Source organism: Mycobacterium lehmannii (assembly GCF_002245535.1).
GTDB lineage: Bacteria > Actinomycetota > Actinomycetes > Mycobacteriales > Mycobacteriaceae > Mycobacterium > Mycobacterium lehmannii.
Genome location: NZ_NKCN01000038.1, coordinates 1 through 14753 on the forward strand (window position 1 = coordinate 1; position 14753 = coordinate 14753).

A 14753-nucleotide genomic window follows, 5' to 3' on the forward strand; every position below is an offset into this window, starting at 1 on the left:
CCCTCTGCGATGACGTTGGCTCCCGACCGAATGGCGTCCACTGCGATATGACACCGCACCGACCAACTATGCTGCGGCATCTCAGCCCCAGCTAAGAGCTCCGACGAGCTTGGAATACCCCACCGCACCCGCCCCGCCCCCAGTTCTCTACGGCGACAACAAGTGCCGCCGCCAGAACCGCGCCCGCCACCTCGGCTTTCAACTCGATGCCGGGAACCGCCGCATAGCGCGTCCGCACGAAGTCCGTGATCACCGCCGTGAACGACGCCTGCACAACCCTTAGATGACCCGCCGCTCGCTCACCGATCAGACTCGCCCGCAGCAGCGCGGCCTGGCGCACTACCTCCAGATCGTGCGGGAAGCTCCCGACACTCGCCATCACCGCATCGAACAGCGACTCCGACTCGGGTCGCCGCGCCAGCGCCTCAGCCAGCCACTCCAAGCGAGTCTCGTAATCCGCGAACAGCACCGCTTCCTTCGTCGGGAAATGCCGGAAGAACGTCCGCTCGGTGACGCCCGCCTCCGCGGCCAGCTGCGACACCGTCACGTTCGCGAACCCGTCCTTCGCGAACCGCGCCAACGCGACTCGTCGCAGCGCCTCCTTCGTCGCCTGACTGCGCTGCTGGTGCAGATTCAACGGCATAGCCATAATTCCGCGATCGTATCGCACAATTTTGTCAGTACCGCCGCAATTATGTCAGTACTGACATAGCCTGCCCGCATGACTGACTATGACGCCATCGTCGTCGGCGCCGGCCACAACGGGTTGACCGCCGCCGCCCTGCTTCAACGCGCCGGCCTGCGCACCCTGTGCCTGGAGGCCAACACCTACGCCGGCGGCATGGCCGCCACCGTCGAACTCATCGACGGCTTCCGCTACGAGATCGCCGGGTCGGTCCAGTTCCCCACTCCAAGCGAGATCACCAAAGACCTCGGCCTCGACACCCTGCCCACCGTCGACGCCGACGTCATGTCGGTCAACATCGGCGAGGCCGGCGAAGAAGCCATGGCCTTCTACCGCGACCCCATGCAACTGATGACCCACCTCGCCGACAAACACGGCACCGACGCCGTCACCGGCATGGCCGAACTCATCGCCTGGAGTCAAGGTCCCGCCCGCGCGCTCGGCCGCTTCGACGTCCGCAAGCCGCCCAAGACCACCGACGAGATGTACGCCTGCGCCACAAACGATTCCGAGCGCCGCGCCATCCACGAGACCTTGTTCGGCTCGGCCATGGACGTCATCGACCGCTACCTGCCCGACAGGAAGCGCCACGCCGTCATGCGCGGCATGCTCGCCTTCCTCGCCATCAACTCCACCTACCGCGGGCCCTACACCCCCGGCAGCGCGACCTGCCTGGCCTTCGCACTCGCCGTCCCCGACGAAGGCACCGCGATGATGACCAAACTCGAAGGCGGCATCGGCGCCCTCACCGAGCACCTGCGCGAGATGTTCGAAAGCCGCGGCGGCGAGATCCGTTACCGCACCAAGGTCGAGCAGATCCTCGTCAACAACGGCAAGGTCACCGCCGTCCGCTGCAAGGACGGCCACACCATCACCGTCCCCGTCGTCGTCTCCAACCTCTCCCCCGACACCACCCTTGCCGAACTCATTGAGCCCGAATATGTCTCGACCCAGCTCCTTGAACGACTCCAGGGCCGTGACCACCGCGCCTCCTTCGTCCAGATGCACTTCGCCCTCGACGGGCTGCCCGAGTTCGCCCCGCCCTACGACCTGCTCAACGAGCCCGGCATGCAGCCCTCGGTCGGCATCTTCGGCTCTCCCGAAGAACAACAACGCCAATGGGAGAACGCCTGCCGTGGCATCGTTCCCGATAACCCGTCGCTCGGCATCCAGATCCCGTCGGTGCACGACCCCAACATGGCCCCGCCCGGCAAGCACGCCGCCAGCGCCTACGCCTACGCGTTTCCCGTCGAGACGCCCCGCGATCAGCACGGCCAGCTGAAGAACGAGATGGCTCAACGCGTCATCGACAAGATCACCCGCTACGCACCGAACTTCAAGGACACCCAGATCCGCCACATCACCTTCGCGCCGTACCACATGAACACCATGTTCGGCGCTCCCTTCGGCGACTTCTGCCACGGCCTGCTGCACCCCGACCTCATGGGCCCGAACCGCCCCGGCCCGAAGGGTTTTCGCGATCTGCCGATCGATATCGACGGCCTCTACCTCGGCGGCGCCGGTTGTCACGGCGGGCCCGGAATCACATTCATCCCCGGATACAACGCCGCATACCAAGTGCTCGACGACCTCAGCTGAAGCCCAGGCGCGAGATCAGCGGAGGTAGACCTGGCCCTCTTGCGGATATCCGCCACCCGCCGTCGCGATGTGCACGTGGTCGTAATGATTCGCCGTGTCTGAACCGCGGTCCGACATGACATTTTTCGAGCCGTTCGGGCGGTAGATGGTCTGCCGCCAGATCGCGTGCTCTAGGCCGAAGCGTTGCGCATTCGCCATGACGTAGGACAGGACCTTGTCCCCGAGCTCTATCCCCGCCGCCGAGCGGGCATCCGGAATCATCACGTCGATGGCCAACCCATGCGGATGCCATTTCAAGGAATCGGAGCGGACGCCGCCGATGGTGAGGATCTCGGGAAAGGTCGCGCTGACGGCACGCGCCACCAAGATGGTGTCGACCTGCAGTCCGTTTTCCGGCGCCTTGCCCTGCGGCAGCGTGGGCGGAGGAATCGGGACGGGCGGCCGTGCGGCCATCAGGTTCACCGCCGGGGACGGTGGTTGTGGCGCCGCGGTGACGTCGCGAACCTCAGCGTCGCGAACCTGGGGATAACTGTCTGCGCCGACGCCGAACAAAGCGACCGCCGAAACCACGCCCGCCACTACCGCCAAACGCGAAGACCGCCGCATCTTGGCAAGTGAGTGCCTTCCCATCGCCGGCGGACGATACCCACCACCCCTATGCGTTGCCCAATCGCCCGCCGCACTCCCAGCAACGCGCTCGTTGATTACGGATTGCCCGTAAACCACCTGCTCAGAGAGTGCTGAACGGCCACCGGGTGAACCAGACGGCAAACTTTCTGATCGAGTTACCCGTGGCCTAAGTCATGATCCACAGATGGGTGTGACCCAGCCCGGAATCCACCTGAAAGCCCGCGCCTGTTGCTGTCGGCTCGCCGCGCCGATGCCACACTGATCCCCGTGGTCCGCACAGGTGCTCGGGCACGAGCGCTACAGAACCTCATGGTCCGCGCCGGTTTCGTCGTCGCCACGAGTAGCCCACCCGCCCCTCGACTGGAAGCCCTCGGCTCCGAAGCTCGCGAGCGGGTGGTCGAGTTGTTTGAGTCACTCGGCGGGCAGACGCCGACGCCGCGCTTGCGCCCCGGGGCGTGGGACCTCGCGTTCTCCGATGGGCTGGTGATCGAACTCGACGAGGAGTTGCACTTCAACCGGTACCGCGCGCAAACGCTCCAACCGCAGTGGGCGGCAACGCTTCCCTGGCGCGATACCTATCTCCACCTCTGCGCGGACTTCGAGAAGGAATGTCTCGCTGCGGGCAGGTGGGGTAAGCGGTGGACCACTCCGTCCTGCGAGTCGATGTTCGGGCCGTCGAGCCCACCCGGTGTCCTGGACGGGCCGGGCTCCCCTCGATGGAAACAACGCGCTCTCTACGACGCGGTCAAAGACATCGCGGCGCTGCAGTCGCCAACACCCCGGCTCTGCCGGCTGTCGGTGTGGGACCAGGTCGGGGAAACGACGATCGCTGACGCACTCGCCGGAGGACCCATCGATCTTGGCCAATTGACCGATTTCATCGCACGACGGACGATCTAGGCTCGCGCTGCCTCAGACATCGGCCAGTGCGGAACCCGCGACTCGGCGCTGATCAGCGCGTTAAGCTCCGGCGGTGGCCAACTACGTCACCGAGATCGGGCTGTTGATCATCGGGACCTTCCTGCTGTTCCGCGGGCTGCCCGGCGTACTGCAACTGCTCGGCGCCCTCGGCTGGCAACAGGTCCCCGGCGTCATGCTCGGCTCCGGGGTCGCCGGCTACCAGACCCAGGCCGGCGCCGGGCACGCTGGCGCCAACGTTCAGCGTTCCGTCGTCGCCTACCAATACCAGCTCAACGGGCACACTTTCGTCGGCCAGCGCGCAGCGTTCGGCACGCCCCTCGGTTTCGGTATGGGCCTCGGCGGCATCGCCTCCGCACAGGCCTCCCGATATGCCCCGGGCCAGCCCGTCGACGTCTGGGTCGACCCGAAGAACCCGATGAACTCGGTGCTACGCCGCAGCGCCCCTTCGTCTTTGGTGATGACGGCGCTCGGCGTCGCCGTCGTCATCGCAGCTGCCATATCGCTGCTGGGCTAACCATGCGAACCGACAATCTCAGCCGCCGACGACTCCTGCAACTGGCCGGCCTGGCGACCGCCACCACCTTCGCGCCGCCCGCATTGGCAAGCGCGACTCCGCAACAGGCACCCACGAACGCGGTGCTGTGCCGCGACGCGTGGGGTGCCATGCCTGCTCACCCCGGCGGCACACCCCACACGCCCGTCCGCATGACGATCCACCACACGGCGGTCACGCTGGGCGACAACACCAATGCGCCCGCACGCCTGCGCCAGCATCAGCACTACCACCAAGACACCCAGGGCTGGATCGACATCGCCTATCACGTCAGCGTCGACCGCAACGGCAACATCTACGAACTGCGTAAGCCTGAACTCGTCGGCGACACCGCGACCGACTACGACCCCGCCGGTCACTTCCTCGTTGTCTGCGAGGGCGACTTCGACAAGGAGCCGATTACCGAAGCACAGCTGGACGGTGCCGCACTCGCCTTCGCCTGGGCAGCGCAGCGATTCGACATTCCGACCGACACCCTCGCCGGTCACCGCGACGCCAGTCACGACACCTCATGTCCGGGCGCCAACCTCTACGCCCATGTCACGTCGGGCGACCTCGCGAACCGCATCGACCGACTTCTGGCCAGAGGAACTGTCGAACTCCCCACCATCTGTGGGCCCGAGGCGACTCAAGCTGTCGCCGACATCGAAGCGGGTCTCCGCTAGCAAAATGGGGCGGCCAGCCCAACCTGCGTGACGCCTGTGACGCATGAGGCCCGAAACGTCGCCAGCCGCCGCGAGAGACCCCTCAGCAAACAATCCATAGGGAAATCCCTGATTCCTCGACGTAGGGATCTCCGTACCGTCGAGACCAGACGCACCCCGAAAGGGACTGCTCGTCGGACAATCCAAGATCAAGACCCAGCGAACCACCGCTTGACGCGCACTCGAAATACGGCGGCATTACTTGTCGCAGCAACTTTCGGCGAGGCCGCCTAGCGCCGTCGCTCGACGCGGTCGGAACCGACCTCGCAACGCCTGGCCGGGGCACGCTCCGGCTTCTCGCCCGCGACCACGACGGCATCGCCAGCAGTATCCGCACGACGAAGAAGTAACCCATGAAGAAACTGCTCGCCAGCCTGACGCTGGCACTGACCCTGGGCATCGGCACGACCATCGCAACCGCCGCCCCCGCGGCCGCCGACGAATTGAGCTACCTGAACGCCATTTCGCGGCTGGGCATCACCCCCAACGACGGCAACTACGTCACCCTGCTGCGCTGGGGCTACGCCGTCTGCGCGGACAAGTCGATGTGGGTCCCGTTGGACACCACCGTCGAGAAAGTCGTCTTCAACCCGTACAACGACATCACCTATACGCAAGCCCAGGCGATGGTGATCGCCGCCAACACCTTCCTCTGCTGACGGCATCGGCCGTAGCGATTCCCCGTATCGAAGGACACGACCATGGTTTATCCCCACCCGTACTACGACCACCACCAGCCGGCCGTCCCGTGGCCCGATGCCTACGACGATTCAGAACCCAAGCGCGGCAAGAGAAATCCGGTCGTCGCCGCCTCACTGTCCGGCGGCATCGCGGTTCTCGTGTTGGCGGTCGGCGTTCTGCTGGGTCTTCAGCTCAGCGGATCCGATCCCGACGCGCCCGACGCCGAGCGCCCGTCGCCGGCGGTCGCCGCACCCGCCTCGACCGCACCAGCACCTACGGTGCAGCAAGAGCCAACCGCGCGCCGGCCCGCACCCGACACCACACGACTGGACCGGTCAACATACGCCACGGTGACTCAGCGCGAGTTCGCCCTCATGGCCAAGGACCCCGACGCCTGGGCCGGCCGCAAGATCGTGGTCTACGGGGTGATCACGCAGTTCGACTCCGCTACGGGCGCAACGTCGTTCCGCGCCGACACCGGGCCTGCGCCGATGATGGACGTGTACGACTACGACCAGAACACCGTCATCACCGCCTATGACGCGGACATGGTCACCGACTTCGTCGAGAAGGACAGGGTGACGATGTTCGTCGAGGTGCAGGGGGCGATGACCTATGAGACGCAGATCGGCGGGTCGACGACCGTACCGTCGTTGATGGCCAACATCATCGAAAGCACCAGCCGGCCCGTACCACGCCCGGCGCCGCTCCCGGCGTCCCTGCCCGACACCGAGACCGTAAGCGGCAATCAACTGCGCTCGATCGCCACGAGCGACAAGCCGATGGTGCTGGCGACCATGACCGATACCTGGGTACCGCAATTGAGTTCCAAGCGGCTCGGTCTCGTCGCCGAAGGACGCACGTGGACCCACTCGGCGATCTTGGCCGAGCACCAGCGACTCCGGCAGACCTACCCCGGCGCTCGACTGCTGTGGTCAGGAGACTGGTCGACATTCTCGAGTTCCAACTTCTGGGTGACGATCGCCGGGTCCACGTTCCCTACCGCCGAGGGCGCGTTGGCGTGGTGCCGAAGCAACAACTTCGACCGCGACCACTGCTTCGCGAAGCTGGTGAGCACCACTCGACCGGTCGAGGGCAGCACGGACTACAACGAGTAGCCCGAAGCACCGACGCCGCACAGTCGATTCACAGCGAACCTCCACCGCCGGTGCGAGTACGGGACGCCGCTATCGGGTACGCGACCTGACGGACGGTCGCCCACCGCGCGTCGCTGCTGGTGTTCGACCGGGCCTTCAACGAGGAAGGAACCGATGGCACACCCGTCGGTTGGCGGAAGAGGTAGCCCATGCCCGAAGTCGCGCAGCACCACGACGGATACCCGAAGTACCGCAGGATGGTTCGCTTCGACTGGTCGGAGACGCCGATCCACTGGGTCCCCGGCGATCCGTTCTCCACGCACATGATGAACGTCCTGCATCTGCTCCTGCCCGAGGGTGAACGGCACTTCATCAAAGCCGTGCTGGAGGCGTCATCTCTGGTCGACGATCCCGAACTCGAGGCGTCGATCAAGCCGTTCATCCAGCAGGAGTCCTGGCACGCCTGGGCACACCAGGTGGTGTTGGACCACCTGGCCGAGCAGGGTATCGACACCAAGCCCTACACCGACCGGCTCGGCAGGACCTTGTCGGTGACGTTGGGCGATCCGCCGAAGTTCTTCCCGCCACCGCTCAAGCGGTGGTGGCTCTACCGTCGGCTGGCCGATGTGGCCGCGCTCGAGCACTTCACCGCGGTGCTGGGCCAGTGGGTGCTGCAGAACCGCGGGCTCGACTACGCCCGCACCGACCCCGTCATGCTCGACCTGCTGCGCTGGCATGGCGCCGAGGAGGTCGAGCATCGTTCGCTGGTCTTCGACGTGTACCAGCACGTCTGCGGCAACTACTTCATCCGCGCATTCGCGATGCTGATGACCGCGCCGCTGTTCGTCGGCTGGTGGATCGCCGGGGCGCGCTACCTGATGGCCAACGATCCGACCATCGACCAGAAGTGGCGGTTCCGGGACTGGTTACGCGCCGCGCGCGAGTACAAGTTGCCGGGCCCGTGGAACTTCCTTGTGACGGTGCCGCTGCGTTACATGCGTCCCAGCCACCACCCGAGCCACGAGGCCAACACCCAGATGGCCATCGATTACCTGGAGCACTCGCCGGCGGCGCGGGCCGCACGCGAACGTGCGGGGTCACCGAGTCGGCAGATCACCACGGCGACGGAGATGGAGGGGGCCGGAGTGCGATGAAGGTCATCGTCGATTTCGACACATGTGACGGCAACGGCGTCTGCATGAGCATTTGCCATGAAGTTTTCGACCTGCGTGAGGACGGCTTACACGTGCTTCAGGAAGCGCCGGGCGACGAGCTGCGCCAACAGTTGAAAGGCGCCGAGGTCTCCTGTCCCACCCGTGCGATCCTGGTGAAGGACTGACCATGGCGACTGGACTGCGAGAGGTTGTTGTCGTCGGCGCCGGGGTCGCAGGCGTGCGAGCTGCGGAGACTCTGCGGCAGAAGGGCTTTGACGGTGCGCTGACGATCGTCGGCGACGAGCGTCAACCTCCCTATCACCGGCCACCGCTGTCGAAGAAGCTGTTGTCCGGAGAGATCCATCGGGCCGGAATCGACATGGCGCCGCAGTTCGACCTGGACGCGACGGTGTTTCGGGGCGCCTCGGCGGTGGGGCTGGACGACAAATCGTGCACCGTCCGCGTTCGAGACGAGGATCGAGAGCTGTCGCTGCGCTACGACGGGTTGGTGATCGCCAGCGGCGCCGTTCCCCGCCAGTGGCCGGGCGGTCCGGTGCCCGACGGAGTGATGATGCTGCGCACGGTCGACGACTGCCTCGCCATCCGGAAACGGCTCGCCTCGCGCCCCCGCGTCGCGGTGGTCGGCGGCGGCTTCATCGGGGTTGAGGTGGCGGCAACCTGCCGCGCGCTGGGATTGAAGGTGACAGTGATCCAACGGGGTTCGAACCCACTGCTGTCGGCACTGGGCAAAGAGCTGGCGCCGCACTGGGCCGAGCTGCACCGGAGGCACGGTGTCGACCTGCGGCTCGGAGTCGGTGTCGAGAAGTTCGTGGGCAAGCGCAAGGTGAAGGCAGTTCGGTTGACCGACGGTGCGCGGGTTGCGGCCGACCTCGTCGTCATCGGGCTGGGCGTCACGCCCGCGACCGACTGGCTCGAGGGCTCTGGAGTGCGCATCGACGACGGCGTGCTCTGCGATGCCACGGGCGCCGCCGAGGGCGTTCGCGGCGTCGTGGCCGCCGGCGATGTCGCGCGTTGGTGGCATCCGCGCTACGAACGCCATCTGCGGATCGAACACTGGGATGTCGCCAACCGCCAGGGCGAGGCAGCGGCGCAAACGCTGTTGACCGGTCCGCAGCACGCCGAGCGCTTCGACGAGATCCCCTACTTCTGGTCGGATCAGTACGACGTGAAACTCCAGATGCTGGGTCTGCCAACTGATCACGATTCGGTCGAGATCGTCGAGGGCGACCTCGACCAGTGGGAGTTCGTCGCGGCGTACGGGCGTGGCGGGCGCACCGTCGCGGTGCTCAGCACGATCCCCGGACGGGTACACGCCTACCGCGGCGCCCTCGAGGAGAATGCGGCGTTTCCGCCCAAGCCGGCGCCATAGCCCAGGCGCTACTCGGATCCCCGCCTGAGCCAGCGTCGCGATTGGCGAAGTGCCCTTGCAGGGACACAGTACGATCCGGCCGTGGGCATAATCGGTCGGGCGGTCGCCAAGCCGGTGGCCATCTTCGCGGCCACTGCGCTGCTCGTGCAGTGCACCTCCTCGCCACCGTCGGCCGAGTCCACGCCGCCGTCGACATCGCCCACCACCACGACGCAGACCACCACCGCCGCGCCTCCTCCCCCGCCGACGACCACCCTCACACCTGCCGAAGTGCACGCCGTCACCGCGGCTGACCTCGGTGAAAGTTGGCGTCCCGGTTGTCCTCTCGGCCCGGAGCGACTGCGGCGCATCGAAATCGACCATCTAGGAATGGACCTGCAGACCCATCGCGGAGAGTTGGTCGTGCACGAAGACCTCGTACCCGAGGTCATCGAGATCTTCGAGCAGCTCCGTGAAGCGCGCTATCCGATCGCGAAGATGCGCACGCCCGACCGTTACCCGGGCGCCGAAGACGAACTGTCCATGCGCGACAACAACACCTCAGCGTTCAACTGTCGCGACATCCCCGGGTCCGGCAACTGGTCCCACCACGCCTACGGCCGGGCCATCGACATCAATCCCCTCATCAACCCGTACATCGACAATGCGGGTGACCTCCAGCCCGCCAACGCCGCACCGTATCTCGATCGCACCCGCATCGACCCGGGCCTACTGCACGCCGGCGATCCTGCGGTGCGGATCTTCACTGACCGCGGCTGGACGTGGGGCGGCGATTGGCAGAACCCGAAGGACTACCAGCACTTCGAAAAGCCCGAATAAGTTCCGCCGCCGTGTTTCCCACTCTCACTTTACGACGGGGGGTGGGGCTTGCGGCAAGGCCCCTGACGTGCTGCACAATCGTCCGGCCATCGCCGCTACTGATGAAGGAGCAGTGTGTCGAACCCGCCAAAGCCATTCGAAGTCCACGAGTCTGGCGCCTACCTCCACGGCACCAAGGCGGACCTCGCCGTGGGTGATCTGCTGGTGCCGGGGCGTCCGTCGAACTTCGAAGATGGGCGCATCTCGAACCACGTCTACATCACGCAGACCTTGGACGCCGCCACGTGGGGAGCCGAGATGGCACAAGGCGAGGGACGCGGCCGCATCTACGTCGTCGAACCTCTTGGCGCTGTGGAGGACGACCCGAACGTCACGGACAAGAAGCTGCCCGGCAATCCGACACGCTCCTACCGGACCCGCGAGCCGGTGAGAATCGTCGGCGAGATCACCGATTGGATCGGGCACTCACCCGAGCAGCTTCAAGCCATGCTCGATGGCTTGGAGGATCTCCGGCGCCGGGGTCTTGCCGTCATCTACGACTGAGTCAGAAAGCTACTTCTTGAAGGCATCTTTAATCTTCTCACCGGCATCCTTGAAATTGGATTTCGCTTGATCGCTGCGGCCCTCGTCGCGGGTGCGCGCGTCGCCGGTCATATTGCCGACCGCTTCCTTCGCCTTACCGGCGAGGTTGTCCACCTTGTTCCGTGCTTTATCCGCTGCGCTCACGCTTCCTCCTCGAAGTCGACTGCCGCTCGATTACCTCGGCAGCCGCAAACGGAAACCTCACATGCGGGAGTACCGGGCCAGCGCGAAGCTGTAAAGCCCGTAGGCCGCGAAACCGGTTGCCGCAGCGATCAAGATCGCCTCACCGTAGTGTGCGCGTCCTAGTGCCTTGACCGCACCGTCGAGGCCCGTCGACTTGGCCGGATCGCTCACGTAGGTCGCGACGACGACCGACAGGCCGGCCGCGAACAGCACCAGACCCTCAGCGACATGGCCGCAGATGCCCAGCACCGTGACCAGCCGGCCACCCGGGACGGTGAGGTCTTTAAGGAACTTGCGCGTCGCGCCCTTGTGGACGAAGTAGGCGCCGATCACCGCGATCGAGAGCCCCGCGAGCACCAGAACCGCCTTGCCGCCGTCGGACTGCATCAACCTCGCGCTCAAGCCGGCGGTCTGCTCACTACCCCGCATCCGTGCACCAGCGCAACCTGGATCGCGGTGAAGGCCACCGCGCAGTACACCAGTGCCAACCCAAAAGCCCTGAGCCGGTTCATCAGTGGCGAATCGCGTTTGTGCGCCTCGGTGCTCTCACCGGGATGCAGACCCAACACCGTTTCGGCGAACCGCCACATCGCCAGCGCGATGAGCCCGGCGGCGACGATCCACAGCGAGAAGGTTCCGCCGCCCTCCGTGGCCAGCGTCCTCAGGGCACCGGACTGATCGGCCTCGCCGCCGAGGCCCAGCGCGATCCGCAGGATCGTGTAGGCCACCAGCAGGTGCAGTGTTCCGCTGACCGGATATCCCGCACGGGCGCAGAACTGGACCACGCGACTTCCGGTGGCATCGTTGACCGCGCCCTTGAAGCTCATGTTGTCACCGGACCACCTGCCACCCGGCTCTATTACCCCAGCCATTTTCCGATGAAACGGCCGATGACCGCCCCCGGCGCCGCCCCGCCGGGGTAACCTCCCCACGCCAGAGGGAGGTGTCTCATGCGGTTGCGGTCCAGTGGTGTACCGGTGTTGGCGGTGGCAGCACTCGTCTCGGGTTGTGGCCTGGTCGGGGAGACGCCGTCTGAAGAGCCCGCCCGGTCGGGACGGATCGTCGTCGACGGCAACGGTGTGGATACCCAGACCGTCGAGTGCACCCAGCTTCAGTGGTCGATGCTGATCGATGCAAAGGCGAAGACCGGCAGCGCGCAGGTGTACCTGGAGCTCGGTGGCGAACAGCCGGTCGTGCGGACCGTCAACATCGAGAACGTCAACGAGATCAACGGCGTTTCCGGGGGCGAGGCGGGCAAGGCCGAGGCCACCACCCAGGGCAACGTCTACACCATCACCGGCACCGTCGTCGGCGCCGACGAGCGCAATCCCGGCCAATCCCGCACGATGCCGTTCGAGATCAAAGCGCCCTGCTGAGTCGCCGACGGTAAATCCCCGCGGAACGACGGACTGCTCCTACGTTGGGGTCATGTCCCTCATCGACCTGGCGCTGCTGCCACTGCGGATCGGACGCCGTGCGGCAGACACTGTGCTCAAAGCCGTCACCCCCGAATCGCGTGGCCCGCAATCGGAACTCGTCGTCACCGGCGGCATGCCCGAAGGCGTGCCCGACGCGGCGCTGCGCCCCGAACCCGAGCTGCCCGCGCCACAGAGCTGGCCGTTCGGCGAAGACTTCCCCCGCACCTGCGGAACGGGTCGCTACGCCGACGGCGCGTTCTTCTGGACCGATTTTCTCTACGACGACCACGGCGCCACCGGCTTGCTCGTCGACATCCCGACCGGCGGCCTGGTCCCCCCGCGCGGCACCTACGACTACCCTGATGGGCCCGCCGCCCGCAACGGCGCCGACATCTTCCGCGTCGCGATTGGCCTCACCGACACCCACACATGGTGGCGCGTCGACTGGAACACCCTGATCGACGCGTCAATCCCGGTCGCGCTGTTCACTTTTGACACCAGACCCGCTCCGGCGACATCAGACACCGACCGCACCGCGGCGCCCACCAACGAATGGCCCGCCGGGGCCGGCGTCACTTCGGCCGGCATCGACACGGCCCTGCTCATCTCCGCCACTGGCGCGCGGCTGATCGACCTCGCCACGCAGTCGTCGACTCCCGTCGAGCACGAGGTCGACATGCAGTCCCGGTCCTTCCTCGCCAAAGTCCCCCGCTCGCTTGCCGAACCGGAGGGCACCTGGACGGTCCGGCTGGCCGCCGGGCTGGCCAACGACGCGGGCGACGGCTTCGCCGACGTGCCCGTCAGCCGCGGCGCGCGGCCCGGCCAGCCGAACATCTACAACGTCGCCTTCCGCACCCACCAGCAGGAGAAGGCACATCTGAACTTCTGGTCGGACCAGGCCCAAGCCGAAGCGCTCAACGACGGCGACGTCACCGAGTTCTCGGTTCCGCTCGCCTGGGACCAGCTCGCCGAGCGCGCCACCACCGAGGAGCCGATCGTGCGCGGGACCTCCACCCGCTGGTACGTCTCCTCGATCGAGCTGGGCCAGGGGGTCGCCAAGACGAACATCCTGAGCACCGACCCGCAGTTCCTCGGCCGCGTGCAGCCCTACTCGGTGTGCCTGCCCTCGACGTACACGCCCGGCCGCCAGCTGCCGTTGACGCTGCTGCTGCACTCACTTGCGTTGGGGCAGAACCAGTTCGCCGCGATCGACCCGCGGCTGCTGCACCAGGTCTGCGAGGACCGCGAATCGGTCGTGGTGACGCCGCTGGCCCGCGGTCCGTCGTGCTGGTACTTCGACGAAGGCGAACTCGACGTGTGGGAGGTGTGGGCCCGGGTGGCCGAACAGCTCGGCACCGATCCCAACCGCACCGTCGTCTCCGGCTACTCCATGGGCGGCTACGCGGCCTACAAACTGGGGCTGACGTATCCGGAGGTGTTCGCCCAGGCCGTCGTGCTGGCCGGGCCTCCCGTCTGCGGTGTGCGCTTGCTGCCCGACGTCGACGTCCCCGGCGACCTCGACTTCGACTCGCACTGCGCCCGCGAAGGCGATACCTGGGAATTGCTGCCCAACGGGCGATGGCTGCCGTTCGTCATCGCCCACGGCGTCCTCGACCAGTTCGTGCCGATCACGTCGGTGCTGTCCCAGGTGCTCGAACTCGACCGGCTGGGCTACCGCTACCGGTTCACCGTCTACCCGTTCGAGGATCACGTGACGTGGGTGCTCGAGGACGAGTTCGACGATCCGATCGCCCACATGGGCACCGGACTCCGCCAGCCCGACCCCGGGCACATCACCTACTCGTGGTACCCGGAGCTGGTGCGGCCCGATCTCGGCCTTGGGCCGCAGCACGTTTGGTGGTTGTCGAACCTGACCGCCGATCCCGACCTGGCCGGCAGGCGCGGCGCCGTCGCGACCGTCGACGCGCGGTCGTATGCGCGCCCTGACCCGACGCGCACGATCCGCCGTCGCCGCGGCGTCGAACCCGACCTCGACCTGTCCCCCGGCCTGTACACCGAACTGCTCTGGCGCACAGGCCCGGGCGTCGAGCCCATGCCGTTCCTGACGCTGAAGCTGACCGGCGTCGCGGGCATCACCGTCGACGTGGCCCGGGCCGGGCTCGCGTCGCTGGACACGTCGAGCATCGACGTCTCCACTGATACCGAGACGCGTGTCGAACTCGCCGCGCTGCCGCCCGATGTGTCGGTTCTGCTCGACGGCGAACCGGCCGGAGCGGACGTTCGGGTGCCCGTCGGGCGGCACAGCATCGCCCTGACCGCGGCGACCGTGCCTTCGAAAGAGGTGATGGCGGCGTTGCTGCGCCGGTAACATCCCGC

General features: G+C 66.5%; 16 protein-coding genes and 1 pseudogene. 13 read left to right on the forward strand and 4 right to left on the reverse strand.

Annotated features, from left to right (window positions below):
• Positions 1 to 91: 91 nt before the first annotated feature.
• Entirely contained in the window at positions 92 to 649 is a 558-nt protein-coding gene (locus CEX87_RS25275; protein WP_094289610.1) for a TetR/AcrR family transcriptional regulator, read from the reverse strand.
• A 72-nt stretch (positions 650 to 721) separates the two neighbouring features.
• On the opposite strand from CEX87_RS25275, the gene CEX87_RS25280 reads away from it, so the two are divergent.
• On the forward strand, positions 722 to 2284 hold the full coding sequence (locus tag CEX87_RS25280; protein ID WP_094289612.1) for a phytoene desaturase family protein: 1563 nt from the start codon (positions 722 to 724) through the stop codon (positions 2282 to 2284).
• 15 nt (positions 2285 to 2299) lie between these two features.
• On the opposite strand, the gene CEX87_RS27445 is transcribed toward CEX87_RS25280, so the two are convergent.
• Positions 2300 to 2746 carry a hypothetical protein gene (locus CEX87_RS27445; RefSeq protein ID WP_332888978.1) on the reverse strand — a complete coding sequence of 149 codons (447 nt, stop codon included), beginning with the start codon at positions 2744 to 2746 and terminating at the stop codon, positions 2300 to 2302.
• Positions 2747 to 3181: 435 nt separating this feature from the next.
• Between CEX87_RS27445 and CEX87_RS25290 the strand changes: the two genes are divergently transcribed.
• The 10 genes from CEX87_RS25290 (at position 3182) to arr (ending at position 10776) form a co-directional block, all read left to right on the forward strand.
• A complete protein-coding gene (locus CEX87_RS25290) occupies positions 3182 to 3814 on the forward strand; it encodes a DUF7255 family protein (RefSeq protein WP_233151522.1) in 633 nt (210 codons plus the stop codon).
• 73 nt (positions 3815 to 3887) lie between these two features.
• Positions 3888 to 4349: a DUF3592 domain-containing protein gene (locus CEX87_RS25295; protein WP_094289614.1), complete on the forward strand. Its 462-nt coding sequence runs from the start codon at positions 3888 to 3890 to the stop codon at positions 4347 to 4349.
• Positions 4350 to 4351: 2 nt separating this feature from the next.
• Complete coding sequence (locus tag CEX87_RS25300; RefSeq protein ID WP_198957309.1) at positions 4352 to 5053, forward strand: peptidoglycan recognition protein family protein; 702 nt, start codon at positions 4352 to 4354, stop codon at positions 5051 to 5053.
• Between the two features lie 392 nt (positions 5054 to 5445).
• A complete protein-coding gene (locus CEX87_RS25305) occupies positions 5446 to 5751 on the forward strand; it encodes a DUF732 domain-containing protein (RefSeq protein ID WP_094289616.1) in 306 nt (101 codons plus the stop codon).
• Between the two features lie 42 nt (positions 5752 to 5793).
• Positions 5794 to 6891 (forward strand): hypothetical protein, encoded by a 1098-nt coding sequence (locus CEX87_RS25310; RefSeq protein ID WP_094289618.1) that lies wholly within the window; start codon positions 5794 to 5796, stop codon positions 6889 to 6891.
• Positions 6892 to 7079: 188 nt separating this feature from the next.
• Entirely contained in the window at positions 7080 to 8024 is a 945-nt protein-coding gene (locus CEX87_RS25315) for a metal-dependent hydrolase (RefSeq protein ID WP_094289620.1), read from the forward strand.
• Complete coding sequence (locus CEX87_RS25320) at positions 8021 to 8209, forward strand: ferredoxin (RefSeq protein WP_094289622.1); 189 nt, start codon at positions 8021 to 8023, stop codon at positions 8207 to 8209. The genes CEX87_RS25315 and CEX87_RS25320 overlap by 4 nt, the downstream gene beginning before the upstream one ends.
• Positions 8210 to 8211: 2 nt before the next feature.
• A complete protein-coding gene (locus CEX87_RS25325) occupies positions 8212 to 9414 on the forward strand; it encodes an NAD(P)/FAD-dependent oxidoreductase (protein WP_094289624.1) in 1203 nt (400 codons plus the stop codon).
• Positions 9415 to 9501: 87 nt separating this feature from the next.
• Entirely contained in the window at positions 9502 to 10233 is a 732-nt protein-coding gene (locus tag CEX87_RS25330) for a M15 family metallopeptidase (RefSeq protein ID WP_416171928.1), read from the forward strand.
• A 114-nt stretch (positions 10234 to 10347) separates the two neighbouring features.
• Positions 10348 to 10776, forward strand: coding sequence for an NAD(+)--rifampin ADP-ribosyltransferase (arr, locus tag CEX87_RS25335; protein WP_064427165.1), 429 nt, complete (start codon positions 10348 to 10350; stop codon positions 10774 to 10776).
• A gap of 9 nt (positions 10777 to 10785) precedes the next feature.
• Here the strand turns inward: arr and CEX87_RS25340 are convergent, their stop codons facing one another.
• Positions 10786 to 10959 (reverse strand): CsbD family protein, encoded by a 174-nt coding sequence (locus CEX87_RS25340; protein ID WP_064427164.1) that lies wholly within the window; start codon positions 10957 to 10959, stop codon positions 10786 to 10788.
• A gap of 57 nt (positions 10960 to 11016) precedes the next feature.
• Positions 11017 to 11825: pseudogene (locus CEX87_RS25345) on the reverse strand (DUF1206 domain-containing protein).
• A 123-nt stretch (positions 11826 to 11948) separates the two neighbouring features.
• Between CEX87_RS25345 and CEX87_RS25350 the strand changes: the two are divergent.
• Together CEX87_RS25350 and CEX87_RS25355 are read left to right on the forward strand one after the other, a co-directional pair.
• Complete coding sequence (locus tag CEX87_RS25350; RefSeq protein ID WP_094289626.1) at positions 11949 to 12374, forward strand: lipoprotein LpqH; 426 nt, start codon at positions 11949 to 11951, stop codon at positions 12372 to 12374.
• 52 nt (positions 12375 to 12426) lie between these two features.
• Positions 12427 to 14745, forward strand: coding sequence for an alpha/beta hydrolase-fold protein (locus CEX87_RS25355; RefSeq protein WP_094289628.1), 2319 nt, complete (start codon positions 12427 to 12429; stop codon positions 14743 to 14745).
• Positions 14746 to 14753: the final 8 nt, after the last annotated feature.